The sequence below is a fragment of the Paenibacillus farraposensis genome, assembly GCF_020736845.1.
GTDB classification, from domain to species: domain Bacteria; phylum Bacillota; class Bacilli; order Paenibacillales; family Paenibacillaceae; genus Paenibacillus; species Paenibacillus farraposensis.
Map to the genome: position 1 here is coordinate 21,271 of NZ_JAFFQR010000008.1, position 26,567 is coordinate 47,837.

Below are 26,567 nucleotides of genomic sequence, written 5' to 3' on the forward strand. Positions count from 1 at the left end.
CCTTCCTAGAACACACGATAATTGGCCAGCTTATAAGCAAGCCGATATGATATGACAATCAGAATGGTAGCTACAACGGACTTGAATAAGCCCACGGCTGTCGCAAAGCTCATCTTTCCATTCAATATCCCCAATCGATAAACGAATGTATCAATAATGTCGCCTTTATCGTAAACAAGCGGATTATACAGGTTGAAGACTTGGTCAAATCCTGCATTCAAGATGTTCCCGATGGAAAGCGTCATCAGAACGATTGTGATTGGCATCAAAGCCGGAAGCGTAATGTGGAGCGTCTGCTTGAAACGATTAGCCCCGTCCACTTCGGCCGCCTCATATAGAGCAGGGTTAACGCCAGCAAGAGATGCCAGAAATACAATGGTCCCAAATCCGAATTCTTTCCAGACATCACTAACGATTAGTATAATTCGGAACCAGGTTCCATCTCCGAGGAAAAAGATTGGATCTCCTCCAAGCGCAACCACAAACTGGTTCAACATACCGCCTTGCGGAGAAAGAATGTCCAGCAATATGCCTCCGAGAATAACCCATGACAGAAAATGCGGCAAATATACGAGTGTTTGGCTTATTCTTTTGAACGCCATCAAGCGTACCTCATTTAATAAAATTGAGAATAGTAAAGGAGCAATCAGCCCTGCAACAATTTTGAAAGAAGCGATGACAAGCGTGTTCCAGATTACTTGACCTACGTCGGGATATAAAAACAAGTATCGAAAGTTATCCCCACCTACCCATTTGGAACCTGAAAAGCCTAGATAAGGCTTGAAATCCTGAAAAGCAATGATAATACCACCCATCGGTATGTACTGGAACACCAGAGCAAGCAACACTGCTGGCATGAGCATCAGATGCAAAGACCAGTTCCGTTGCATGTTCCATGGCTGTTTAGTCCTGATGAGTCGCTTATGCCTATTCTGCATTACTAAGATATGTTCCTTCACTCCTACATCCCCCATATTTCCAAATTTGTATTTTCCAAGTCCTCATGGTCTTGTATAGTAAGATTATAGCAACGCTCATTTGTGATCTATATCCTAATATTGCAACAACAATATTGATATTTTAACGAGAATGAGGAGGTTTAGCTTTGCTAACCCGCTTAAATGTGTTCACTAAAATATTACTGCTATTTGTGGTGCTGCTTATTTTGGTGTTATTCCTGTATACCTATTCCAATCAGGAAAGTGTGCGCCTAATTGAGCATGAAATCCAGAACAACACGAGGAATCGTTTGTCTACTTTTGCCGAATCTGTGGAGTCGAACATTTATCAGTTGTCGCTCTACGGGATGGCGATTGGACAGGATTCCAGTATTCTGGAATTTCAGCGTCCCGACTACAAGGACATCCCCTATGAGCGTGTCAAACTGCGTAGTGCCATTCTAGAGAAAATGAATTTGTATAACGCAGCAAGCAAATGGCATTCAACGATCAGTTTGTACTTCCCGCGCATGAAACAAGTAATCTCAACCGACTATTATGCTTACATACCTTACAGGGAAAACGAATTTACCAAGCCACTTTCGCAGTCGTGGACGTATGAGGATAACCGTTTTGTCTGGCGTACAACCAGCCCGACTACCGCGATGTCCAATCCTGGTAAGGCCAAATTAATTACCAAAATCAGCTTTCCAATCCATCATATTACCACGCTGCTGGATCAGAACAAACTGAACAACAAAGGAGATCCATTCATGTTTCATCCCAAGTTTGGTTTGATCAGCAACAGTTCGCCAGGTGATAATTCGAAGTCCATCCTAGCTACACTACAATCATCGGAACTGATGTCGAGTGGAGGAATTCGTACCACGCTTGATCAGACCGAATATTACGTTTCCTATATCCAATCCAAAAGTTTGGGCTGGTATTATGTAGACTATGTGCCAATGCAGCAAATATTAAGACCTATCACGAGCAGCCGAAATTTATTCTATGCATCCGTAGCCGTTTTGGTGGTGATGAGTATCATCGTTCTATTGACGCTCTATCGCAGCGTACAAGTTCCGCTTCTTCAACTGGTGAAAGGAACTAATCGCTTATCGAACGGAGATTCTTCCATTCGCCTGAACTACTCGGAACGCAATGAATTCAGCCTATTATTCTTGCGCTTCAACATTATGGCACAGCGCATTCAAGTGCTGATCGAGAACGTATACGAGGAAAAGCTGCGGAGGCGCGAAGCGACACTGAAACAACTTCAATCCCAGATCAATCCGCATTTTCTCTATAACTGTCTGTTTTATATCAAAAACATGGCCAGGATGAAAAACGAAAAAGCGGTAGTCGCAATGGCTCTAAATTTGGGGGAGTACTATCGGTACATTACAAGATCAGAAAATGATCTGGCCACGATCCGCGAGGAGCTGGCGATGGTAAAAAATTATTTGGAGATTCAGTCGCTTAGACTGGAGCGCATGCAATTTACAATTGATGTTCCCCAAGCTATTTTAGACAAAACGGTTCCAAGACTAACGATGCAACCCATTATTGAAAACGCGATCATTCATGGAATCGAGCCTAAGCCAGCAGATGGCCAAATCAAAATATATGCAAGTTGCAAGGACAATACCAACACCATTACGGTGGAAGACAGCGGATTCGGTATGTCTGACGAGCAGTTTGAGCTCATGAAGAGCGATCTTCTGAAACCGCTGGATGAGAACATGGGTTGTGGAACATGGAATGTCCACCAGCGTTTATCCTTTCTGTATGGTAAGGATGCGGGACTGTTCTATGGTCATTCTTCACTGGGCGGTGTTAGAGTCGACATCGTATGGCAAGACAAATATAACAAGTAGGTGATCCCCCATGCTGCAGATTTTATTAGTTGACGATGAACGTTCGGTCATAGAAACACTAGCCGAGACGATTCCGTGGGAAGAATGCGGAATTGGCATTGTCCATGAGGCGCTATCAGGGGTGATGGCACTCGAAATTATAGAGAACAACGATATCGACATCGTCATTACTGATATTCGGATGCCCGGAATGTCTGGCATCGAGTTGATTGCGACCATACATGAACGATGGCCACAAGTGCATTCCATTCTGTTATCAGGCTACTCCGATTTTGAATATGCAAAGCAAGCGATTGCGCAGGAAAGCTTCGATTATCTGCTAAAACCGGTCAGTGATGAGGATTTAATGGATTCGGTTAAACGGCTTGTCAGCCGCATCAAGAAAAAATGGGAGGCGGCGGCATCGTATCAAAGAGCGCTGAATGCCTTTCAGGAGAACCTGCCATTGCTGCAATCCATGATGCTTAATGAATTGCTGACAGGCAAAAGCTATGACCAAAAGACGCTCGCTGACAAGCTTGATCTGCTTGGGCTGCCCTATGCCGAGGGTGAAGAGCTAGGCATGCTCATTATTCGGATGGAGGAACATTTATCCGAGATGGCAGACCGTGATCTCACGCTCATGGAGTATGCCATCTGCAATATTATAAGCGAGGTCATGCATAACCATTTTCATATCTGGCATACGAGAGATGCTCATGATTACATTGTTGTTCTGGTTAGCGTCCGTCTGACAAGCAAGGTTTCCACCAGTACAGAAGAGAGCCCTAAGACCTTGCTAGAGCACTATGCTGCCCAGGTTCAAACTAATGTACAGTTGTATTTGAAGGGAGCTATCTCGATTTTGGTCGGCAACTGGGGAAAGTTCCCGTACCAAATCGGGGAAGTTTACGAGCGAGCTGTGATGTCCATGCGAAAGAGAATGGGACAAGTTCAAGGCTTGTTCGTGACATCTTCCGACGAAACGGATGCAGATCCGCTTCATACGATCAGATCTCTTTACAAGCCGCCTACGTTGTTTAACCTTCTTGAAGCAGGACGCTTTGAGCAGGCAGAGCATAAAATCAAACAAATTTTCGGGGAATTGCTGCATTCGGCTGAAAATCACGATATAGCGGAGCCATTGATTGAAGTGTACCATGCTTTAGCCGGTGCATTTGCTTACATCATTCATAAAAATGGCAGGCAATTATCTGCCATACTTCCAAGCGAGTCCTATCGTTATTTTCAAGCACCCAGCTATTCTACCGTACATCAACTGCTGGACTGGTCAATCCGTACGCTGAGACACATCCGCAATGACGCGGAACAAGAGCTAAAAGACAATCACAGTACTATTGTGCACACTGTAAATAGCTTTGTGGATCTTCATCTGGCTACCGACGTATCTTTGCCTGCAATTGCCGATCACGTACATCTGCACCCTGTGTACTTATCCAAAGTCTATAAAACCGAGTCTGGAGAAGCGCTTACCGCATATGTATATCGGTTAAGAATGGAGAGGGCTGCATTTTACTTACGAACTTCAACAGCCAAAGTTTTTGAAGTAGCAAAGCTTGTCGGCTATAACAATACTGCATATTTCATTCGTGTATTCAAGAAATTTTATGATGTGACACCGCAAGAATACCGGGAGCACTTGCCGGACTAAAGCATTTGGACGTACGCTCCTCATGTTCCCCTCCAAACGACAACAGGCATTGTAGAAGATATCTTCCGCAATGCCTGCTTCAACTGTAACTTCATCTCATAGCTGCAACGTTCTAACCTGCCTTATTTTCCACCCTTAACGGACTGATACCACTCGTTTACTTCTTTCGTAATTTGGTCTCCGCCTGATGATTTCCACTTCTCAACAAATGAATCAAATGAATCAAGCGGGGACTTTCCATATATAATTTGGGAGAATGTATCCTTCTCCATTTTAGCCAGAATATCGTTGTTCATCTGCATTGTCATCGTTGGCGCACCAGTGAACATTTGGTTGAATACGATATCCTTTTGGTTCATAACAATTTGGGCTGCTTCAAGCATAGGCTCCGATACGCCTGACCTGACTTTTTTCTCAAATGGAGTTGTCGGCTCTTTACGGCTTGTCAGCGCTGCCATATTCAGACTTGGAATACGTGCTCCATCAAAGGTTAACGTATATTTCTCGGGAGCGTACCCTCCTGCGAGTCCAGCATCCGCTGTTGGTTTGCCATCGACCATAACCCAATCATATCCTTCCGCAAATCCGTATTCGAACTCGCCATTAGTCTCAGGATTGGCATAATGATCAAAAAGATAATTTTGATACATGAAAAAGGCTTCTGGGTTCTTCATATCTTTATTGATGAGGATAACTCCGTTGGCATTGGATGTGCCGTGTCTGCCAGCTTTGCCATCTGGGCCTGCAGGAATCGGATACGCTTTGTACTCTGCCTCCGGGTTATTCTTCTTGACGTCTTCCAACGGCCATGACGGCATCCAGTGAGGACCAACCACGATCCCTGCTTTACCAGCAGTGAATTCCTCGGCGGCCTTCGTCTCGTCATATACACCTGCTTCTTCTGGTAAATAGCCTTTGCTCATCCAGTCCCGGATTCTTCCTAGGGCTTGTTTCGCTTCTGGAGTCACTGAACCGTATTCTAATTTCCCATCCTTTGTCAAATTCCACTGGTTTGGCATCGTGCCATACGCGCCAAATACCCATCCAGCATCAGACATCCAAGTATTTAGCCAGTTTTTGAAACCAATCGTCAGTCCGTAAGTATCTTTCTTGCCATTCCCATCCGGATCTCGATTCGCGAACGCTTCCATAATTGTTTCAAGGTCATCCAATGTCTTTGGTGCTTTGAGGCTGAACTTCTTCATCCAGTCCTCTCGAATCCACATCACAGGGTCACCATTATAAGCATAATCAAGAATCGGAATACCAATTCGCTTGCCATCTTGCATGTATGGATACCAAACCGAAGGGTCTTCATTGATGGCTTTCTTCCATGTCTCGCCAGCATATTGATCAAACAATTCGCCAGCTTCCACAAATTTCCCTGATTCAATCAGTTCGCGAACCAAATTAAATTCGCCGCGATAAGAAATAATATCGGGCATGTCAGCGTTTGATGCAAGCGACAAACGCAGCTTTGTCTCAAATGCATTGTTCGTGGATGGAGAAACCCACTGATTTTTCAGCTCGATTCCCAGCTTTTCTTTTGCCCATTTGGTATGAACATTGCTGTCCTGGTCTTCTCCAGGTTTGAACTTAACATCTGGCCCCCAAGGTCGCAAATACGTAATCGTTACCGGTGGATCGTATTTACCATTCTTAATCTCCAGCTTGGCACGTGTAGTATTTGAGTCAGCCGGCTTGTGACCGCCATTGCTGCTGCACCCGCTCAACACGGCCGACATTAACAACACACCTACCATCAGCATGCTGCCGATTCGTCTTTTTTTACTTTCATTCAACTTTGTTCCCCCCAGTCTATGTAATGTGGATTACAACCTTAATAATAATGAATGAAGGAGGCAACTGCCCATACTAACTTTACAACATTTATTGCACTAATTTAGGAGATTGGAAATTGGATATCAGTGTTAAAATAATGCAATCTCTCCTTGGACAGGCAAAAGCAGCCCTATAGGGCTGCTTCTTCTGCTGTAATCCTACCAATTGCTCGTATATTTTACCCAGTCATATTCAGCGTACAACGGATTTGCTCCGTTGTATGAACCTAACCAGCTATCTACTCCGGCGGTCTGTCGGGAACCAAATAATAGAGTGCTTACATATTTAGTGTCCTCATTATATATGGGCCTAGTGTAGTAAACTATAGAGTGCCTGGGCGTTTCACCCCCCGTTTGCGTTTACTTGGAATAACAGGACAGATGTCCCGGTTTTGCAAAAGGCCCAAAACAACTACTGTTTATACAAGCGGTCTACTGAAAATTCAATGAAATCCACGTAGGCATTCCAGGTTCCGTCATCGCTCGTCAAGGTGAGTTTGATCTCCTGTTCTCCGAAACCTGCAGTTCCCCTCAATAACTAATAAGCACTGTCAATATTCATATTCTCGGCTTCAACCTTTGTCTCCGTATTGACCCCAGTGTTGGGAGTGAACTGCCAGGAATCAAGATTGAAGAGATTGCCGCTGCCTGCCCCAGTAAAAACCAGATATATGTTGTGAACTCCAGTGGCATTGCTGATCGTGGTCTGTACTTCTCTCCAGATTTGCATACCTCCAGTTGAAGGTACATTCAAAGTACCGACCAGAGGTCCTGTCTCACTATCAAGCCGTACTTCAATATTGCCACCGACATTCGTGGCCACATTAGCTTTGAATGTTTTCGCTCCGTTAGAGCCAAAATCGGCTTTTCCGACAGCGATCCAGTCCCCATTGTGGATGTTGGTTACATTCAGATTGCTAATCGGGCCGCCGCTGGCTTGCGTGGGTTCGGTCGTAACACCTGCTTGCCATGCAATGGTCTCCGCTTCAACTCTAGTATACGGATTCAGTTTGGATAACTGAGCGATTCCTGTCATATTCCCCTGCACCTCAGAGATGCTCCCGTTCGCATTATGCACCAGCTTATTAATATGCGGAGAGCGATAGCCTTTTCCAGCTCCAATTTGAGCCTTGCTGACCGTTTGGGCATGGTACACGACATACCATTCATTCTTAAAATTAAATACAGCATGGTGGTTGTTGCCCCCAACGCCGAAGAACGTATACGGATTTTTTAGGAAATGGCCTTTATAAGTGAAGGGACCCATCGGGTTGTCGCTAACCATATAGCCGATTTCACCTGCAGGGTACTGTGACGGGTGTGTTCCCGCAAAGTTGATACAGTACGAATAGTAGTACTTGCCGTTGTACTTATGAATGCCAGAATCCTCAAACATGTAAGGAGCATCAATGTTAGTAGCGCTTCCAATCACACTGATCATATCTGCTCCTAATTTGATGACTCTGGCAGTTTTCGGATTTGCAATGGAAGCCGGATCGGATTCATTAGGAATTCCGCCACCACTATACAGGTATCCTGTACCATCATCATCCACCAGTACAGCCGGATCAAAAAGCCAAGTCACGCCAGCCATCCCGGGTGTACTATGTGTCACAAGTGCTTTTCCGAGGGGGTCTGTCCAAGGTCCGATTGGCGTGTCCGCTGTCAGGACGCCAATACCTGCTCCGCCATTAGCGAAATATAAAAAGAACTTGTCTCTGCCATTTATTTTTTTATGCGCAATTGCTGGAGCCCAGGAGTTAGAGGCCCATTTGGCTATACCTCTACCGTTGTTCTTGTTGTTGGCACCTGCAACTGGTATCGCTCCGTGATCCGTCCAGTTCACCATATCCGTGGAGGATATGACCTGGATGCGATTCAGTGTACTGAAGTCATTGTCTTTAATCGATCCATTATTGTTATACACATACATATCACTTGACATGTAGATATACACCCTTCCGTCATATACCAATGAATAGGGATCAGCTCCCAATTTATGATCCATTAGAGGATTGGAGTTCCCAGGTAGTTTAGCCAGTGGTCGATTGGCAGCATCCACATTTAGCATGGGAAAGACACCGAGCAATAAAGCGAAGGAAAGAAATAAAACTAGACAATTTCTAATCATAATATTACCTCCGTTTTTTTTTATATGGTCCAAATCCGAGCTACCCGTAAATTTATCAAACTCAAGAATATGCTCAGACCTCTACCCGTAAGGAGAACTGCTGTGAAGAATGATAAGAGATAGAAACAAAAAAATGAAGACGCTTACAAATTATGTTTAGAAGCGCTCTACGAGAGGGGAGTCGATACATACTTATCTCTGTGCTCCTAGTAATTACAGTTATTTATTCAATAAAATGTATTAATATAGAAGAAGTATAAAGTTAGTAAGTATAAATATGTAATTTGATTGAAAATAATGGGTTTTATTTGGCATAATCATAACATGCTCTATCAAAAATAACAATATCATTCTATGGAAGCCTCTGACTCTCAATCGGCATAACCAGTTTGAGGCTAAAGCCATCTGCTTGGCGCCCTTTCGGCATTATCGTTATTGGGCTACTCACATTGAACAGCATGCTAATACACCCTAGTGATATTGTGCCGACTTGTCTCGGATGGAGTCTTCGATGAGCAATAACGGCAAAAATCCTTCGGTTTGGCAAACCCCGACAAATCGAGTCGTTAAATAACCTGGATCTAGCACCTGTACGCCAACGTACAACTCGTTGAAATCTAGTAAAATAAGGAACGCGAGGAGAAGAAAGGAGGACGCCCTCCCAAAGATCGGCGTTAAATGCTGAATGCCGTGCTCTGGAGGGCCTGTAATCGATCTATTCTTTTAATAATCTCAGTAATTTTGTTCATTTGTTGTGTTGATATCGTAGCTACGATATTATCAGGAAATAATTGTTGTTTCATCCACATAAAGAAATGGGTTCTGTATACGGCTTTGGCCAGACGGCATACTGCCAGGTACACCCGACTGCTCCAGCAAAGGCTTAATCAGCAGCTTGAGCGGCCAGTCCGGTTTTTCGAATATGATTTGCTCGATTTCCCGGCGGACATCAGGCTTGAAGGGAACACTTTGGATGGCGTTCTCCAATTGAACCCTTAACACAGACCATAGGGACGGCTCTTCTATACCATAAGTATCGGAAAGTGTATCTATAATGGCGTACAAATTGACTTGAATCCCCAATGTTTGCAGGTAAAACAATAATTTCTTTGGTGTTTCATTGTATAGGCTGTTGGAATAGCCGGGTCTGATCTGGTAATCCGGATCGGCAATCCCCTGCTCGGTCAGCCAAGGCAGATGCAGACGCACGGAGTCATGGTCACGCAGCAAAATGTGCTCGATCTTGCCATTTTTCCAAATCAGCACACAGTTTTGTCCATGGATCTCCGGCATGAGTCCGATGCGGAACAGACGCAGCATAATTTCAAAGAACGTCAGGCATACTTCACCGAACAGTTGCTTTACCGAAGCTGCGGTGTCAGGAAGTCCGCGCACAGCGGCCCACTCCCGGAAAAAAGAATGCTGACCTGCCGCGAGCGCAGACATGGGAATGAGGCGAACGGCAGGATCATGAATCAGCTCGTGCGGATATATCCGCGCCAGCGCAGCCAAATGCCGGGGCGAATCGTCATACAGGCTGCCATTTTTCGGCATGTAAGCCCACCAGGAGCCTTCATCGCATAGATACAATCGCTCCTGAAGCTGCGGATCACGTGCCTTGGCTTGCTGTAACAACGCTTGTCCGCGATCCCCGTTGATCAGCTTCACAGCAGGCAAATAACGTGATGCCCCTAGTGAGAATACGCCCAGCGGCAGCTTCACATAATGGGGGCCGCCAGCCTGCGGAGCCAAGGAACGCACTGACGAGGTCGCCTGAAAAGTGCCTGCCTTCACATCGAGCGGGATCCACACATTGTCTGCCTGTGCGGCATGCAGATGCCGGGGCAGCATATGCGTGAGCTGCCACGGATGGACAGGCAATGCGATATAATCCGCAGCTAGTCCGCGTTCCGCCAGCTCCTGCTCTACGAGCAGACGTTCAGAACCAGAGAGAAGAAGATCAATCGGCTGCTGTCCATCGTACAGATGGGGTATGCCTGGCTCCGCTTTGGCTTCCTTCGTTCCAGCTGCTGTATCCGCAAAATGAGGCCCTTGTGCAATCCCTACGCCGGTCGTCAAGGCATCCTTGCGAAGGGCCACCCAGCTTAACGTGATAGGTTGCCCGAATTCAGCGATATATGCTCGGTAATCCTCCTCATCCATGCCTGTTTTGGCCTTGGATACAGGGTGAAAAGGACGGTCGCGCAACGAGGAATGCTGTTCCAGGCGTTGAAAAGCCTCAGTGGGCGACATCCCCAGTATATTGTCATCCGCCAGTCTGCTATCCAGTGACCATGCCATTTGCCGGATCGTCTGCTCCAGCAGCTGAACAAACCGTCCCACTCCTTCCTGACGGCGGTATTCCTCATCCAGACATTGCTCAATCACACATTGCATCAGTTTTACCGGGTGAAGCCATTGTGCATCCCATTCATTCCCCTCTGGTTGCCGCCGAATTTCATACACTCCGCCTGACCGTAGGTAGCGATAAGGCTGAACCACTGCAGCCTGGACCGGGAAAATGATACTGCATTGCTGCTCCCGATCCACCCACCATCGGTATAGGCGTACAGCGGCACCATTTGCAGCTGCGCCTCCTTGGGATTCAGCAGCTTCATCATGATCCTGAAAAGAAAATAGCTCATCTAATTCGGGATGAACGCTGGTACAGTAGCTTTGCCACTGCGGGATAGACAATAGCTCAACATCGGCCTGCTCCCACAATCCTTCCGCCAGCAGTGTATTGATGAGATCATGCATCACATGGTTTTCAGCCTGCTTTTGTCTTTGCAGCCGCGTCGCTTCTTCGGATGAAGGCACCGGGGACGTGCTTAATGTGGTCTTCATACAGTTTCATTCCTCCTTAATGATTCGTTCTGCTTAAGCACCATCTGTCTGCACAGTGGCACTGTAGGTAGCTCTCAAGTTCCGTTTATATAGTAGAAATGCGGATGGGGATGGCTGAGGAAATCATGATGTGAAATCGTCCATCCATACGCTCCCGCAATGTGGAACAGCAGAATGTCTCCAATCCGCAACTGCTCTACATCGACCTCATGCGCAAGCACATCCTTGGGAGTACAAAGCTCTCCTGCAATCGTAATCGTTGTTTGCCGCCACTCTGTTCGCGGGAAAGGGTACGGCCAATCGTCAACCGCAATCACCTCAAACGGCTGATTATGCTGCCACGACACCGGCAACCGAAAGTGATGGGTTCCCCCGCGAACAATGGCATAATGCTGGTCATGATTGGTTTTGAGATCGATCACTTCTGTCGCATAATACCCACAGTGTGCCACAATATAGCGCCCGGGCTCAAAAATCAACTGGATACCGGGAATATGGTAATCTTCCCACACTTGATGCAATTCCTCCATAAAATCATTCCACTCGAACCTGCGCTCCGGCTCGGTATACGAAATGCCGAAGCCGCCCCCTGCATTCAGATAGCGAATGGACAGGGCGTATTCCTGCATCCAGCCCTGCACGCATTGCAAATAGGTAGCAACCATTTGAGCATGCAGCCGGGCATCCAGGTTGTTCGAGAGGGAATGCATATGAAAACCCTCCAGCTGCACAAACGGCAGGCTTTGGACAAGTCGGATCGCTTCCGGCACCTGAATTTCGTCAATGCCAAATTGAGTAGGCCGACCGGACATCGTAATGCTTGCCTCGGGCAAAGTGCGCCGCAAATTAATGCGCAGCAAAATCGATACGCGCTGTTGTCTGCGTTCTGCAATCCAGCCGATACGCTGCACCTCATGCAGGCTTTCGGCGTGAATCAGCATGACATCCCGCTCCAGCGCTTCCTCAATTTCGGCGTCTTTTTTGCCCGGACCGCCAAAAATAATCGGTACATCGCCTGATACTCCGCGGATCGTACGAATCTCTCCAATGGATGCCGCTTCAAAGCCCTTTACTATGGGGAGCAGGCTGGCAATCAATTGAGGATCGGGATTGGCTTTGACCGCGTAAAACAATTTGCATTCGTCCGGCAGGCTGTTCACACAACGGTGCGCCCGCTCTCTCAATGCAACCAGGTCATATATATATGCGCATACGGGCTGCTGCTCTTGTTCCCGTGTTTGCCGGATAAGCTTTTCCACATCGGGAACGTCCCGCCCCGCAGGCCATGCTGTATCAAGTTGACTCATGTACATCCTCCTTTTATGTTGAGTGCTAGCATAAGTTAGACCTTCTGGCTTGCAAGGCACGAAAAGCAATTCCACGCTCATCCCCCAGCACGAAGGCATGTACCCCTTGCTCTACCCAGGCGGTGTATTCCCCTGGCTTTCGCGGAATGGCACAGTACGGAATACGGGCTTCGCGTGAAGCTTCCCAGACCCGGCACAGCCCCTCCTGCACAATCGCCGCATCGGTCTGCCAGGGTACACCGTACGATTGCGACAAATCTGCGGCACCTTCCAGCACCATACCAAGGCCCGGTACGGATAAAATGTCTGCAATACGCTCTACGCCCAGCCGGCTCTCAATCATCGGCACCAGCATGATTCGCTCATTGGCCTGTCTCACGTAGTCCACCAGACTTCCCTTGCCGAATGCCGCAGGTCTGCCACTGTTCAGGCTTCGCTTGCCCACCGGGCTATATTGGGCTGCCTGCACCAGCTCTTCCATCTGCCTCCTGCTCTCCACATGCGGAACGACGATGCCCTGTGCTCCGCTATCGAGCACACGCAATATTTCCTTGGCATCGACCTCAGGCACGCGCACCAAGGGCGTGATTTGTGCAGCTTCCGCAGCACGAATCATATGCTCCACGGTTTCGGGATTGATCATGACATGCTCCATATCAATGATGACAAAATCATATCCGGCATGTCCGATCATTTCGACCGTAAGCGCCGCCGGGATGGTGGCAATCAGGCCAAATACCTGCTGTCCTGCCCGCAGCTTCTCCTGAAGCCGATTGATCGTTAACATGCGGACTCCCGGTGTGCATATAGCGGATTCATCCCTGGCTTGAAGTGAAGGTCCTCGTCGCCGAGCAGACGTCTTTTCGTCAATTCTTCAATCTGTACGGTCGGGGCGAACAAGTCAAACAGGCGGAAGCGCTCCTCATGCTGAGGATGCTGGCGCTGATAAGCATGAATGACCTGTGCAGACATTTCCCAAAACCGCTGCTCGGCCAGTTGATAATGTTCGGCCAGAAACATCGCCAGTTCAGCGGCTGCAATAAAGAAAAAAGCATCGTAGGTAAAGTCGCGCACATCATCCGGATGATTCGTTTGAATAAAGGAATTGCGGTTAATCCTGGCATGACTCGCTGGTTCAGGATGAAGATTGGGGCATTGATCCGGCTCCGCCAGATGGTTCACGGAAAACCGGACACCATCATGAAAATCCTTCAAGGCCACCCGGGTTGGCTGTCCGTTCCGGTGAATCAAAATCACATTCTGGCCGTGAGATTCCATACCGATCCCATGCGCGTACAGCATATGAATAATCGGCGATATCGTAACCTCCAGCACACGGCGCGTCCATTCCTCTACACCGGATTGCTGTACCCATGGATCAATGAGTGGAACCCCGTTTTTTTGCACATAACATAATCCGTTAAAAGGGATCGCGTCCTCCCCCGGCTGCAAATAGCCGTGTATGCTTTCCCGCCAAACCGTCCCTAGCGAACCGTACGTTTTCGCCTGGCGGTATTCGGGCAATTGCTCATAGTCATAGGTGATCCCTAAAACTTCGCGCAGCACAAAAAATCCCTGTTGTGCGGCGTATTCATCATGTTCCAGCAGACCGTGCAGCCAGTCCGTAATAAGCGCTCCATTCAGTACCGTATGCCCGGCCATGATCCGGCTGGTGGAGGTGTTCGTAATACTGAGCGAAAGCTTCACATAAGCTCGCTCCGGTGCCGTCCGGTTGGATAAGGTGCGAATCGACTGCTGGGCCTGATACACATCGTTTGCTTCACCGAGCCATATGATCTGCTGATCCGCCAGTTCCTGATGGAACCGGGGCAAAATGACCTGCTGCCACTGCCACGGATGGACAGGCATGAGCCGATAAGCCTCCGGCTGCTGACCACAGCTGTCCAGCAAGGCGTGGAAGCGGGCCATCTCGCTTTCGCCCAGCTCCTGGCGAATAAATGTTTCAGCATCCATCGCCTGTGAATGTCCGGCCCGGCTGTGGCTCTTGGCAATGGCCAGCCACACAGGCCGAATCGGCTGTTGAAACTCGGGACCATACCGTTCATTGTCTGCCAGCGTAAAGCCGATTCTGGATTTATAGCATGGATGGTATGGATGACCGTCCCCCAAACAGCCTTCCAGCTCATCGTACCGGCGCTGGTCTTCTGTGAGCGATGGCGCTGTCAAATAGCTTTGCGCCTGCACATCCTTGAGCAGCGTTTGCTCCAGCTCTTCTATAAAGCGTTGAAGCCGTTCTCCCTGCTGTGCGACGCTGAGCACTTCGTTCGCAAAATCAGCCAGCGTGGCTGTCGTTTTGCTTCCGTCTGTTCCTACCCGTATGATCGGAACACGAAGCAGCCGAATACGCCCGAAGCTGTCCATTCGTTTGCCGACAGAACGGTATTGAACGGGGTGACCTGTAGCATCTTTGCCATCCAATATAAAATGTTGGCGGCCATCTCCCACAGCATCGCTGTTGGTGTCGTAAGGCAAAATTTTCTCATATAATACGGCCTGAATCAGCTGCCGGAGCATACGCTGCTCCACCTGCGAAAAGATATCTGAACGAAGCGCTTGAATGAAGCGCTGAGTGGATGAAGCGGTGTCAGGTAAAGTTGCGAAAAGCTTGCCTATGCACATGTTATCTGAATTGTTAGTTACGGGAATGTTCGCTATAGTCATGAAGTCACCTCACGAATATGAATTGGATTGGGAATCGGAATAAACGAAGGGGTGTCCCCTTTGGATTGAAAGCAGCTTATAAAATTGGCTTTGGCAGGCAGGGTGGGATCAGTCAATAGATCCTGGATGTAGGTGGCTAGTCGGGCACAAGCGTGGACATCTGGTTGCAAATCTTTTACCGGCTTCCGTTGTACTCGCACTGCATTCTGTGTTTCTATTTGTGTCTGTAATTGCTTCAGTACCTTACGAACGACCCGCCAATACTCCTCCTCGCTATGCTGCTGATGTACCGCAAGCGCATGAATCAAAGCGCCCAAATGATTAACAAAAAAATAATAACGGGTACGCAGCCATGGCTCTTGTGCATCGTACAACACGGGACTATCCTCGGAAATCAATGAACCGACCCATCCGGCTGTCTCAGCCTGTTCACGTACAATGCTCACCCCCTCCAAATCCCGTACATAACAACATTCCGGCCATCCGTCCTGTAGGGACAGAAGCGAATTTTGCACATGGGCTTCGAAGGCAATGCCTTTCACTGCAAGCAAACGCAGCATGGGTACCATCGATACGTGAAGGTACCGTTCCAGCCAAGCGGACAGGCTCGGCTGTTCTCTGGCTTCGGCGGGAGAATGATCCCGAATCACTCCAATCAGCCGCGGCTCCTGTTCACCCGGCAGCGGTTCGAGCAAAGAAGCCATGACATAGGTCGATTCCGGGTTCACATCCATCGGACGGTAAAGAACGGTCAACTGGTCTGACAACTGCTCCAGCTCGTGAACCGCTTTCTTTATCGCCACTGGATCAGACTCAGACTCCTGTCCTGTGTCATATTTTGCATCTGAATTCCCCAGTCCTTCCGTCTCCTTATCAGGCTTAAAGCATACACGGGTATATCCCGTTTCTGTTAATACCTTCAAGGCGTCAGATTGGACATAGGATGACCATTCGCCTGCAAGATGATGGATAACCTTGGCAGCATCCAATGTACGCCGAGCCTGTTCTTGCGTATTATCGCGTACAAGATTGGTAATCCGTACATGCAACGGCAGCTTATAGCCGTTTCCGGTTTCCACATTCCATACTGTTCGTATCGAAGAAGTAGGATAAAAAGCAGGCCCCAGTACCCCCATAGGAATCAGCCTCCGCTCAAGTATCAAGCTTTGAATATGTGGTTGGTGCAGCACATGCTCAGCCTGCCAGGGATGCATGGGCAAAATACAAAAGTGTTCCAGCTCCTCTCCCCATTGACGCTGGGCACGGAGCCGCACCGACGGGTCAATGGCATCCCTGCGATGCTGTTCACCAAGCCATTCCTCCTGTACATGATCCTGATGAACCGCAAAATAAAACAGCTGAAACACCGCGCTCATCTCGGGACTGTATAACGGAAGTTCATCTTCCATAAACCCTTCCGTACTTTTCGGATAAGGGTGAAAGGGATGCCCCATTAACAAAGACTGCTCTGAGTCTACATACATCAAGTGTACTTCTTGGCTTGAGCCTGTGGATGTACTCCCGCTTGCAAGTTTCAGATGCCTGTCCATAAAAAGCGTCATTTTGTGCAGACTATTGTGAATACGCTGCTTCATGTTTTGCTGCTCCACTTCCCGCTGCTCCGGATTGGCGCGATGACCCAACTCATCCAGCAGCCTTTGCATGACCTCTTCGATCCCAAGCCATCGGCGGTCTCCTTCTTCCTCCACCTCGTACCAATCGTTCCCATACACATGTTGCCCGGTCACAGAAAAATGATCGAGCGTGCCTCCAATTTGTCGCCCAAGCTGGGGCAGAATCACCCTCATTTCCTGTGCTTGCCCATCGATTCTCGGATCAAATCTCGGATCAAATTGCCGTGTTTCCCGCAAATAGCTGTTAACCAAAGCCCGCAGTGTTGCTTGTTCCGCCCATATTCTGCTTTGGGGCCGTTCTTTAGCAGCAGCGAAAGTCTCCATTGATTGTATCAGCATGTATCTTCTTCTCTCCCTTCCGTTCAAGCTTTAGGTGCAGACGCAGATGCGTTCACTTCCGAAGGATCACGGGATGTACGGCATGCTCTTTTTTCAGGAAGGGATGCGGGCGGCTTGAGGAAAAAGGCCGCAGGAATGGTGAGTAAAATAAGTATGCACATTCCGATAAAGCCTTCCCTGATCGCTTGCAGCGTCCCCGTTTCTACCGAATAGCCTGCTACCAGAAGCTGAGCCCTGCGAATTTCAAAATAAATCGAAATGACAACCATGCCAAGCGAGGAGGTTAGTCTGCGCATGACATTATTCATCGCAGAACCTTGGGCTACCAGATCATCCGGAATTGCATTCAGCCCGGCGGCTGTGGCTGGCATATTGGATAGCCCCAATCCAACTCCCCGCAGCATCATGAGGACAAAAATGACCCAAAGCGGTGAATGGATCTGAAGCATTCCGAGCATTGCCGTAGCCGCACACGTAAGAATAAGTCCAGCACTGATAATCCCTTTGGGTCCCTTGCGATCCAGCCGCTTGCCTGCTATGGTGACGAACCAGCCTGTACATATGGCAGAAGGCAAAAACACAAGTCCTGTCATCATGGCGTCGTAGCCGTACACTTGTTGAACCAGCATCGGAACCAGAAAAATGCTGCCAAACATCGCAATCGCCTGGACACTCGCCACGATCACACTTAGGCTGTAGGTAAGTATTTTAAAAATATGAACGTTCAGCAGCGGCTGTTTCTTGACCAGCTCCATGCGCACAAACACGACCAGCAAAATCGCTCCGCCAAGAAACAGCAAAATATGCAGCGGGTCAACGATATCTGCTCCTGTCGTTGTTCTGCCCAGCGCGAGCAGCATGCAGCCTACACCCAGGGTGATCGTTATAAATCCGCTGCGATCAAAGGTGCGTGACCGATTGCTGGGCGCAGCGGCCAAGTAACGTATTCCCAGCAGGAGCCCCACCAGTCCCGTCGGCACGTTCATGAGAAAAAGCACCTGCCAGCTGCTAAGCGATAGAACGATTCCCCCGACGGTGGGCCCTATCATGGGGGCGGCCATAATTGCAATTCCCCATATTCCCGTAACCCTGCCGCGTTCCTCCTTGGGAAAGGCTTCAAAAATCAGCGCCAGTGATAACGGAATCATCAGTCCACCCGCCATCCCTTGCATTCCACGACAAATGATTACAGCGATGAGCCCCCACGATATCGAACCGAGCAAGGAGCCTGCCACAAAGAGTGCAAGTCCGCTCAGGTAGACTTTCTTTTTTCCAAAGCGGTCCGCCAAATACCCGGTTAAAGGCATCGTCATCCCCATCGTGATTAGAAAAATGGTAATGAGCCAGCTCGCCGTGGCCGCGTTCGTATCGAACACCTGAATGAAAGACGGAATTGCCGGATTCAGCGAACTGTTATTCAGCAAAACCGTAAAGGTGCCGAGCATTACCGTGATAACGACCTTCCACTGATCAGACACAGCGTGTATTTTCATCCTGTAGCCTGCTTAGACGTGTTCGTGCTGCAACCCGGCATAAGCTGCATGCACCGCTTCACTGAAAATAAGGAATATGTCGTCGATTTGACGCTCCGTTACAATTAGCGGCGGCAAAAAGCGAATCACCGCAGAATGTCTTCCTCCAACCTCCAAAATGAGTCCGCGTTGCAGGCATTCCTGCTGTATTCGAGCAGCCAGCTTCTTGTGGGCAGGATGATGTCCCAATCGATCCGCCGGCTGCCTGTCGTCCACAATCTCTACTCCGATCATAAGCCCACGGCCACGTACATCACCGATGCAGCCTGCTTGCTGCTTCAATACATTCAGACGGCTCATGAATTGTTCGCCTCGGGCTGCAGCATGGTCTGGGATATGATGCTCTCTTATATATTTCAATGTTGCAAGTCCTGCAGCCATGGCCATCTGATTGCCACGAAAGGTACCGATATGCGCACCCGGATTCCATACATCCAGCGCTTCGTTATAAATTACAACTGACAGTGGCAGGCTGCCGCCAATCGCTTTGGACAAGACCAGCACATCGGGGATAATATCCGCATGCTCAAAAGCAAACAGCTTCCCTGTGCGTCCAAGTCCGGTCTGCACCTCGTCAATAATTAACGGGATGCTCCGTTCCTGCGTGATACGGCGTATTTCGCGAATCCACTCGACCGGTGCGGGAATCGAGCCGCCCTCTCCTTGAACAACCTCCAGAATAAAAGCACATGGCGTAACAATTCCGCTCTCAGGATCGTCCAGCAGGTTCTCAATATAGCGGCTGCTAAGCACCTGGGTCTGGTCTCCGCCTACCCCAAACGGGCACCGGTAAGCATAGGGGTAGGGCATAAAATGAACATCCGGGATTAAGCCCTGTACCGGCCCTTTTTGTCCCAAAGTACCGCTGAGACTCATCGTCGCGTGGGTCGAACCATGATAGCCGCCTTGGAAGGAAAAAATGCTTCGACGGCCTGTAGCTGTCTTGACCAGCTTGATTGCCGCTTCTACCGCATCGCCCCCGGTCGGACCACAAAATTGGATTTTGGCTTGACGGGCAAATTCAGGTGGCAGGCTGGCGAATAATTCTTCGATGAATTGCTCTTTCACTTGTGTGGTCAAATCCAGCGTATGCAGAGGGCGTTTTTGATCCAGCAGCTCTCTGATCGCCTCAATGACCACCGGATGGTTATGACCGAGTGCCAAAGTTCCGGCCCCGGCCAGGCAATCTATATAGTGTTTTCCATCCATATCCTTGACATGGATGCCCTCTGCTTCGGCGATGGCAATCGGGATACGCCGGGGGTACGATCTGGCATTGGATTCACGTGCAGCCTGGCTCTCCAGATAACGGGTGTTTTGCGAGATAGCTGTTGTAGCTGTTGTAGCTTTCGGCAACTCGAGTCACTCCTTTGATATTGATAATCATTTTCAATTAATTCACTTTCTTATTATATGAAATAAATATCCTGATTCCATGGACATTTCAGACCGGAATTTGGACAAAAACTGTTTTAAATTCCCAAAATAGAATAAAAAACCACAATAAAAATGGTCATTTCGACGATTTTCATTGTGGTTTGTGGCATTACTTCCTGATCATTGCTTCATTTTAAACCCGGGCTGTTACGGCTACAATCCCAGGATTGCCTATATATGTTGTCTATATATGCTGTTTATATATGCTGTTTATATATGCGCCTCTATAATTTCCTCCAGCTTAATCCAGCTAAAGTCCTCTTCCCCACGGGATAGCTTCACTTCTCGCCGGCCCGTGTTAATCACGGTTACAAGCCCACACAGCTCCTCATCATCAAACGGATTAAATACGCGCAGCGTAATAGACCTCCGTTCGTTATAGGAGGTGATAATGGCCTGTTCTATCTGCCACATTTCCTGGTCGTCCAGGGTCGGCTTGTCACGTCTGGCCTGCTCCTTCATCAATCTCAGATACGCATCCCGATGCTCGGGCAAGATCATGCGCGAGCTTTCCCAGATGCCATTTCCTTCAAGCTTTTTCCCCATCGTAAAGCCCTCCTATGCTGTTTGGGTTACAGGATGCCATGCCAGTACATGATCTAGTCGAAAAACACGCGGCTGACCTGTCTGTAAACAAGTAGCCCGTATCAAGCCATTTCGTACCCGATGCATCTCAATACGTCGATGAGACAGCTTACCCTTTCGGTCCATATACACGATTTCCACGATCTGTCCCACGTATTTCTCCAGCATGTCCTTCACTCCTTATCAGAACGTACGTTTGTATTATATGCGAACATGCGTTTGATTATCAATGTAAAAAAAATCCGCTGAGATGTTTGGATACTCTCAGGGGATTGGACACTACCGCATTCCTGCAAGACAATTACAGATTGCCTGCAGTGAACGGCCGCAGCTTGAAGCTTGCTTAAAATTCATAGGTGGACAGCTTAATATCTTCTTTATTCAAATCTTTTAGCGGATAGAGAGGCCCATCCCAGTAAGTCAGAATATCAATCAGCTCGTTCGTGTCATGCTCTTTTAAAGTGGAAGATAATTCAAGCAACAGATGTGGCAACTGATAAGAGCTTGTGATAAACCGAACCTCTTCTGGACTTTCACACTCTTTTGCCCGATAGAACACAAAGTAACCCTCGGTATGATCTCCCATGAGCACAATAGGACGAGCCAGAAACATCACCTCGCCATTGGAAAAAGGAATGGAATGTGTCGAAGCAGGAATTAAATCCGTCTTCAATCCTTCTATACGCACCGTAAGTTCATTGTTAAGAGCATCCATTCTGTCTCGTTTTTCACTCGTGAGATGCTCATAATTTACGGGGACAAGCCCACCGCTCCTGATCGTTGTGATCAGTTCATCTATAAACACTTTTTGGGACAGTACCCGATTGCTCATTCTATTCATCTCCATATTCATAAAAGATAACCATGGAATGCTTATTTCAAGTTATTCAATAATTATGTATTAAAAGCTAGAGTTCATTAGCTGCCAAGCATTTTTGAGACGGCATTTACGACCCGTTCCATCTCAAATGGCTTAACGATAAAGTCCTTGGCACCTGCTTTAAATGCTTTGATAATCGCTTCTTGCTGCCCTAGAGCAGAGCACATTAAAATGTTGGCTTGTGAATCAAGCTCTACAATCTTTTTAGTGGCCTCCAATCCATCCATTTTGGGCATATTGATATCCATCGTGATTAAATCCGGACGAAAGTGTACGTATTTCATAACAGCATCGTGTCCATTCTCTGCCTCAGCAATAACAGAGTGACCTAAATCCTGAAGAATATCTTTAAGCATAGATCGCATAAATAATGAATCATCCACTACTATAACTGTTGCCAAAGTAATCGCTCCAATCCGTTGAAAGTTAGTTGTAGGTATAAATGGTACACTCAAGATTCAATATCGGTGAAAAAATGAGCACAATTAATAGAAAAAATCTGTAAAAATAAAAACGCTACCATTGAATTATAAAAGTCATTTGAAACTAGCTACTACAGCATTAGTTTTTAATGAACAGTTTCACAATGACGTAATTTCATTCCTGCAGAGTGAAGATTACAAAGTACTAGGGATTTACTGGAACCTTGGCACTATATAAGCTGAATTTAAAAAGTTACCTATTATGCCGCTTCCTCCGAAGACAAATCGTGTAGTAGCATGATGGTAACTTTTAGGCCAAACTTATCTAGACATAAAAACGGACACCGGAGTCGCTCCGATGTCCGTTTACAGACTTATTCGTTCAAAGCTTTTTTCAAAGCCTCCAGATTGTTTTTCATAACACCAAGATAGTCCAGATTGTTCTTCATGTCTTCATCCGTCAGTCCTTCGAGCGGATTCAGAACATCGGTTTTTGCGCCGATTTCAGTAGATACGGTCTGAGCAACCTTTGGATCTACGAGGGTTTCAAAGAAAATGGTTTTCACATTGTTTTCCTTGGAAAATTTGATGATCCCTGCCAGCTTGTCCGGTGTAGGTTCTTGTTCCGGTGAAAGTCCGGCAATCGGCACTTGAGTCAGGCCGTATTGCTTGGCCAAATAACCAAAAGCGGCATGCTGCGTAATGAAGTCTTTGCGTTTTGCATCCTTTAGGCCTGTTTTGAATGCTGTATCCAGCTCTTTCAGCTTGGCGATATAAGCAGCAGCGTTTTTTTCGTAATCCGCCTTGTTGGCAGGATCGGCTTCTACAAGCCCCGCTTCAATCGACTCGACTTCCTTTTGGGCTAATACCGGATCAAGCCATACATGGGGATCCATCACATGATCGTGATCATGGCCTTCCTCGGCATGCGCTTCTTCGCCTTCTTCAGCAGTCCCTTCCATCAGCTGCAGCCCTTTACTCGCCTCAACGACAACACGCTTGTCGCTCGGCGCGCTGCTCAAAGCCTGCTCTGCCCAGCCTTCGACGATACCGTTGTAGACAAATACGTCAGCGTCCTTGACCTGTGCCATATCCTTGGCGCTCGGTTCCCAGTCATGCGGCTCGGCACCAGCCGGGATTAGGGCAGTTACATTCGCATGGTCTCCGGCAACTTGTCTGGTGAATTCATACATCGGATAAAAAGTGGTCACCACATTCAGCTTGTTACCGCTTTGCGTCGTACCCGGTCCGGTTTGGGAATCATTGGTAGGCGCATTATCAGATGGGGTCCCACAGCCGGACAGGATAAGTGCCAGCCCCGCGGACAATACGAATGATTTTTTGAACCACGTATTCATGTTCATAGCTCCTTTAACTGTTTATTCGATATCGTTACTATTTCTAATTGCTCTCTGTATTTTTCCGCCCGGAAGCCTGCTGCTTGTTCAGCTTGCGGACCAGCTTATGAATACCCACTCCCAAGATCAGGAATAATAAGAGCACCAGGGCAATGGTTCCTCCCGGAGGGGTACTCATTTCATACGAGACAGTCAGCCCCATAAATACGCCAATCAGGGCGGTGATCATCGAAATCCAGATGGCTGCCGCGAAGCTCGGTGCAATTCGTATCGCCAGCGCAGCAGGGAGTACAATTAATGAAGAGACCAGCAGCACGCCGACAATCGGCATTGCAGCAGCTACAATCATTCCCGTCAAAATGCTAAACGCAAATGAAATCGCCTTGACAGGAAGACCATTGGTCTTCGCCGTTTCTTCATCAAAGGTAATTTGGTACAAGGGGCGCCGGAAGACGAAAAAGAAAATGCCTCCGATCACAGCCACGGCAATCATCAATATCAGTTCCGTTGGATTGACCGCTACCACCGAACCAAACAAATAAGCGGAAAATCCTTTATTAATGCTCTGATTCAGATTCATCAAAATAACAGCCGTCGATAAGCCGCCAACCATAATAATGGCGACAGAAATCTCGCTATATGTTTTATAGGATCTGCGTACATATTCAACGATAATCGCGCCGATCACAGCTACAATAAAACCGGTGATCGTCGGGTTCATACCCAGATAGGCGCCTGCTGCCACCCCTGCCAGCGATACATGCGAAAGCATATCCGCCATCAGAGCCTGACGCCGCAGCATCAGGTATACTCCTAGCACCGAGGCCAGCAGTGCAATTACCCCACCGGCACAAAATGCCCGCTGCATGAAGTCGTAGTGCAGCATTTCCATCCGCCATCTTCCTTTCTCTCAAGCTCAATGATACGGTCCAAGTAGTGCTGCACTTCCGATAGTCCATGCGTGACCATGACCACCGTTCTTCCATATTCCTTGACCTGCTGATTCATCAAATCATAGAAGTGATAGCGGCTTTCCTGGTCCATACCTGTTGTAGGCTCATCCAAAATAAGCAAATCCGATTCCTGGGCAAGCGCTCGCGCTACACAAATGCGCTGCTTCTGTCCACCAGACAATTCACCAATCTTGCGATGACGCAAATCCCACATTCCGACCTGACGAAGCGCCTGCTCCGTCAAAGCATGATCCTCAGGCCGCATCCGGCGCAGCCAGGAGCCATGTGTATATCTTCCCGAACGGACAAATTCCAGAATTGTACTCGGAAATCCGCCATTGAAGGCAGCGATCTGCTGCGACACAAATCCAACCACCAGCTTCTTGCCTTCACCTGTGCGATCAGACATAAATACCTTGCCCCGCCAAGGCTGAAGCAAGCCCAATAACAGCTTGAGCATGGTTGATTTGGAAGCACCATTCGGTCCGGTAATTGCCACAAATTCTCCTGAAAAAATCTCAACATTGGCATCCACCAAGTTAGGAACGTCTCCATAGCCAAAAGTGACTTGTTCCAATGAGGCCAATAACATGACACAAATCTTCCTTTCCTTTAAAAAGCCTGGAGCCATCTGAGCGATTATCATTGCGCAGCTTCTCCAGGTCGTTTATGATCATAACCCATCTACCGTAATTATTACGATTTGGTGTTAAAAAAAGAAGCGCTCGATAAACGTAACCTTTACGCATTAGCAAGTTTAACAGTTTAGGCAAGGTTCGTCAATGTTTTGACACCTCTTTTGTTTGTTTACTTCACTTTGTCCGGGTACAGACCTGCAGCCAAGGTTTTTAATGCCATGGGTACGCGGATGCCTTCAGCCGCTGCGGACAGGGGCAGCACGATAAAACGTTTGTTTTGCTGCTGTCCGTTTGTAGATGAATCGGTTGTTTGAGCTGTGTTGCCTGATCCGCAGGCAGCTGCATGGGCATGAGATTCGGTCTTTGATAGGCAGACCTTGCCCATTCCTGAGGTCATGACCGGGTCAATGGCTTCCGGGCCGATTCCAGCGTTTTCAACCGTGCCTCGATTTCAGAAGCAGCGAAATTTTCGCCCATAAGGACCGCTACATCGTTCACCGACTTTTGCGGGCGAATCGGAATGATTTCCAGCTCTCGGTAAGCGAACTGGAACATCATCTGCCCCTCTTGTTCGAGAAAACGCACAATTCCCTTGGCACGATAAATTTCAGCAGGCAAGCTGCGGAACAGCTGTTCAAACCGGGCGCGCGGCACAGGCTGTCCGAAAAAATGCGTGTGAACAACTACATGATCGTAGGAATGGTAAGACTCCCCATGTCCATGGTCATGATGGTGCTCTTGAACGGTATCGGCTACGGTCTCCTTGGGAAGCGAGACATCCATGCGGTCCTCTCCTTGAATGGAGAAAAAAGCAGCCCTGTCCACATCGCCCCGCTGGGTGCTTACGGTCAGCGCATAAGGATTTAATTCCTTGACGAATGTCTGTACCTTCTGCAGCTCCCCTGCGGCCAATAAGTCGGTCTTGTTAATGATCAGCTTGGAAGCGCACCGAAGCTGATCCTGCATCAAACGAAGCGACTTGCTCTTCACATGCCCTGAGACAAAATCCAAAAATTGGCGCGCGTCGATCACCGTAATAACGGATTGTAAAATCATAGAGGAATACAGCGAAGCATCGGTCACAGCATCTACAATTTCCATGGGGTTGGCTACTCCTGTGCATTCGACGATAATCACATCCGGCTTATATTCCCCGGCAAGATTCATCAATTCAATGCCCAGGTCCCTGCGAATCGTGCAGCATATGCAGCCACTGAGCATTTCCTTCATGGGGGCTTGACCGTTCACCAGACTTCCGTCCAGATTCACATCGCCCAACTCATTCATCAAAATAGCCGGCTTGAGGCCCTGCTCCTTATAATAAGCCAGCGCATGCTGAAGAAGAGTTGTTTTACCACTGCCCAAAAATCCGGATAAAACAACAATCGGTATCATAAAATTCTCCTTGCTTTTACAACGTTTTAATAAAAATCGTACCGTAAAAACTTCCTGCTTGCAATCATGTTTGTCCTATAACAGGCATAGGATGTAGACACCAACCCTTATCCCAAGGAG

At 48.0% G+C, this 26,567-nt stretch carries 20 protein-coding genes and 2 pseudogenes; 2 read left to right on the plus strand and 20 right to left on the minus strand.

Annotated features, from left to right (window positions below):
• Positions 1-5 precede the first annotated feature (5 nt).
• Positions 6-890: an ABC transporter permease gene (locus JO375_RS01175; protein ID WP_322098681.1), complete on the minus strand. Its 885-nt coding sequence runs from the start codon at positions 888-890 to the stop codon at positions 6-8.
• Between the two features lie 215 nt (positions 891-1,105).
• Between JO375_RS01175 and JO375_RS01180 the strand changes: the two genes are divergently transcribed.
• Together JO375_RS01180 and JO375_RS01185 are read left to right on the plus strand one after the other, a co-directional pair.
• Positions 1,106-2,815 (plus strand): sensor histidine kinase, encoded by a 1,710-nt coding sequence (locus JO375_RS01180; RefSeq protein ID WP_229522751.1) that lies wholly within the window; start codon positions 1,106-1,108, stop codon positions 2,813-2,815.
• Between the two features lie 10 nt (positions 2,816-2,825).
• Positions 2,826-4,466, plus strand: a complete 1,641-nt coding sequence (locus tag JO375_RS01185) for a response regulator (protein WP_229522752.1) — start codon at positions 2,826-2,828, stop codon at positions 4,464-4,466.
• A gap of 122 nt (positions 4,467-4,588) precedes the next feature.
• Here the strand turns inward: JO375_RS01185 and JO375_RS01190 are convergent, their stop codons facing one another.
• The 19 genes and pseudogenes from JO375_RS01190 to JO375_RS01280 form a co-directional block, all read right to left on the minus strand.
• Complete coding sequence (locus JO375_RS01190) at positions 4,589-6,268, minus strand: extracellular solute-binding protein (protein WP_229522753.1); 1,680 nt, start codon at positions 6,266-6,268, stop codon at positions 4,589-4,591.
• A 198-nt stretch (positions 6,269-6,466) separates the two neighbouring features.
• Positions 6,467-6,553 (minus strand): annotated as a pseudogene (locus JO375_RS01195) (beta-glucanase); the annotation flags it as partial.
• Positions 6,554-6,845: 292 nt separating this feature from the next.
• Entirely contained in the window at positions 6,846-8,438 is a 1,593-nt protein-coding gene (locus JO375_RS01200) for a glycoside hydrolase family 43 protein (protein WP_377569995.1), read from the minus strand.
• 780 nt (positions 8,439-9,218) lie between these two features.
• A complete protein-coding gene (locus JO375_RS01205; protein WP_229522754.1) occupies positions 9,219-11,285 on the minus strand; it encodes an IucA/IucC family protein in 2,067 nt (688 codons plus the stop codon).
• Positions 11,286-11,359: 74 nt separating this feature from the next.
• Positions 11,360-12,592, minus strand: a complete 1,233-nt coding sequence (locus tag JO375_RS01210) for a type III PLP-dependent enzyme (protein WP_229522755.1) — start codon at positions 12,590-12,592, stop codon at positions 11,360-11,362.
• 25 nt (positions 12,593-12,617) lie between these two features.
• Positions 12,618-13,379 carry an HpcH/HpaI aldolase family protein gene (locus JO375_RS01215; protein ID WP_229522756.1) on the minus strand — a complete coding sequence of 254 codons (762 nt, stop codon included), beginning with the start codon at positions 13,377-13,379 and terminating at the stop codon, positions 12,618-12,620.
• Complete coding sequence (locus JO375_RS01220; RefSeq protein ID WP_229522757.1) at positions 13,373-15,274, minus strand: IucA/IucC family protein; 1,902 nt, start codon at positions 15,272-15,274, stop codon at positions 13,373-13,375. Before JO375_RS01220 ends, JO375_RS01215 begins: the two co-directional genes overlap by 7 nt.
• A complete protein-coding gene (locus JO375_RS01225) occupies positions 15,271-17,247 on the minus strand; it encodes an IucA/IucC family protein (RefSeq protein ID WP_229522758.1) in 1,977 nt (658 codons plus the stop codon). Before JO375_RS01225 ends, JO375_RS01220 begins: the two co-directional genes overlap by 4 nt.
• A 23-nt stretch (positions 17,248-17,270) precedes the next feature.
• Positions 17,271-18,740 carry an MDR family MFS transporter gene (locus tag JO375_RS01230; protein WP_229522759.1) on the minus strand — a complete coding sequence of 490 codons (1,470 nt, stop codon included), beginning with the start codon at positions 18,738-18,740 and terminating at the stop codon, positions 17,271-17,273.
• A gap of 12 nt (positions 18,741-18,752) precedes the next feature.
• Complete coding sequence (locus tag JO375_RS01235) at positions 18,753-20,135, minus strand: aspartate aminotransferase family protein (protein WP_229522760.1); 1,383 nt, start codon at positions 20,133-20,135, stop codon at positions 18,753-18,755.
• 291 nt (positions 20,136-20,426) lie between these two features.
• Positions 20,427-20,762 (minus strand): YolD-like family protein, encoded by a 336-nt coding sequence (locus JO375_RS01240; RefSeq protein WP_229522761.1) that lies wholly within the window; start codon positions 20,760-20,762, stop codon positions 20,427-20,429.
• Between the two features lie 12 nt (positions 20,763-20,774).
• A complete protein-coding gene (locus tag JO375_RS01245) occupies positions 20,775-20,969 on the minus strand; it encodes a hypothetical protein (RefSeq protein ID WP_229522762.1) in 195 nt (64 codons plus the stop codon).
• Between the two features lie 175 nt (positions 20,970-21,144).
• Positions 21,145-21,633: a hypothetical protein gene (locus JO375_RS01250; protein ID WP_229522763.1), complete on the minus strand. Its 489-nt coding sequence runs from the start codon at positions 21,631-21,633 to the stop codon at positions 21,145-21,147.
• An 86-nt stretch (positions 21,634-21,719) separates the two neighbouring features.
• Complete coding sequence (locus tag JO375_RS01255; RefSeq protein WP_267497650.1) at positions 21,720-22,082, minus strand: response regulator; 363 nt, start codon at positions 22,080-22,082, stop codon at positions 21,720-21,722.
• A 395-nt stretch (positions 22,083-22,477) separates the two neighbouring features.
• Positions 22,478-23,461 carry a metal ABC transporter substrate-binding protein gene (locus tag JO375_RS01260; protein ID WP_229522764.1) on the minus strand — a complete coding sequence of 328 codons (984 nt, stop codon included), beginning with the start codon at positions 23,459-23,461 and terminating at the stop codon, positions 22,478-22,480.
• 43 nt (positions 23,462-23,504) lie between these two features.
• The gene (locus JO375_RS01265; protein WP_229522765.1) at positions 23,505-24,353 is read right to left on the minus strand and encodes a metal ABC transporter permease; all 849 of its coding nucleotides are present in this window, start codon (positions 24,351-24,353) and stop codon (positions 23,505-23,507) included.
• A complete protein-coding gene (locus JO375_RS01270) occupies positions 24,299-25,006 on the minus strand; it encodes a metal ABC transporter ATP-binding protein (protein WP_229522766.1) in 708 nt (235 codons plus the stop codon). The genes JO375_RS01265 and JO375_RS01270 overlap by 55 nt, the downstream gene beginning before the upstream one ends.
• A gap of 215 nt (positions 25,007-25,221) precedes the next feature.
• Positions 25,222-25,332, minus strand: a pseudogene (locus JO375_RS01275) (ABC transporter substrate-binding protein); the annotation flags it as partial.
• A 113-nt stretch (positions 25,333-25,445) separates the two neighbouring features.
• A complete protein-coding gene (locus JO375_RS01280; RefSeq protein WP_229522767.1) occupies positions 25,446-26,447 on the minus strand; it encodes a CobW family GTP-binding protein in 1,002 nt (333 codons plus the stop codon).
• Between the last annotated feature and the right edge of the window lie 120 nt (positions 26,448-26,567).

Excerpts from the sequence above, each read along its gene's own strand:
- JO375_RS01175 (WP_322098681.1), bottom strand. The coding sequence starts at position 890 with ATGCAACGGAACTGGTCTTTGCATCTGATGCTCATGCCAGCAGTGTTG.
- JO375_RS01185 (WP_229522752.1), top strand. The coding sequence starts at position 2,826 with ATGCTGCAGATTTTATTAGTTGACGATGAACGTTCGGTCATAGAAACA.
- JO375_RS01200 (WP_377569995.1), bottom strand. The coding sequence starts at position 8,438 with ATGATTAGAAATTGTCTAGTTTTATTTCTTTCCTTCGCTTTATTGCTC.
- JO375_RS01205 (WP_229522754.1), bottom strand. The coding sequence starts at position 11,285 with ATGAAGACCACATTAAGCACGTCCCCGGTGCCTTCATCCGAAGAAGCG.
- JO375_RS01210 (WP_229522755.1), bottom strand. The coding sequence starts at position 12,592 with ATGAGTCAACTTGATACAGCATGGCCTGCGGGGCGGGACGTTCCCGAT.
- JO375_RS01215 (WP_229522756.1), bottom strand. The coding sequence starts at position 13,379 with ATGTTAACGATCAATCGGCTTCAGGAGAAGCTGCGGGCAGGACAGCAG.
- JO375_RS01220 (WP_229522757.1), bottom strand. The coding sequence starts at position 15,274 with ATGACTATAGCGAACATTCCCGTAACTAACAATTCAGATAACATGTGC.
- JO375_RS01225 (WP_229522758.1), bottom strand. The coding sequence starts at position 17,247 with ATGCTGATACAATCAATGGAGACTTTCGCTGCTGCTAAAGAACGGCCC.
- JO375_RS01230 (WP_229522759.1), bottom strand. The coding sequence starts at position 18,740 with ATGAAAATACACGCTGTGTCTGATCAGTGGAAGGTCGTTATCACGGTA.
- JO375_RS01240 (WP_229522761.1), bottom strand. The coding sequence starts at position 20,762 with ATGGGGAAAAAGCTTGAAGGAAATGGCATCTGGGAAAGCTCGCGCATG.
- JO375_RS01245 (WP_229522762.1), bottom strand. The coding sequence starts at position 20,969 with ATGCTGGAGAAATACGTGGGACAGATCGTGGAAATCGTGTATATGGAC.
- JO375_RS01250 (WP_229522763.1), bottom strand. The coding sequence starts at position 21,633 with ATGAGCAATCGGGTACTGTCCCAAAAAGTGTTTATAGATGAACTGATC.
- JO375_RS01260 (WP_229522764.1), bottom strand. The coding sequence starts at position 23,461 with ATGAATACGTGGTTCAAAAAATCATTCGTATTGTCCGCGGGGCTGGCA.
- JO375_RS01265 (WP_229522765.1), bottom strand. The coding sequence starts at position 24,353 with ATGGAAATGCTGCACTACGACTTCATGCAGCGGGCATTTTGTGCCGGT.
- JO375_RS01270 (WP_229522766.1), bottom strand. The coding sequence starts at position 25,006 with ATGTTATTGGCCTCATTGGAACAAGTCACTTTTGGCTATGGAGACGTT.
- JO375_RS01280 (WP_229522767.1), bottom strand. The coding sequence starts at position 26,447 with ATGATACCGATTGTTGTTTTATCCGGATTTTTGGGCAGTGGTAAAACA.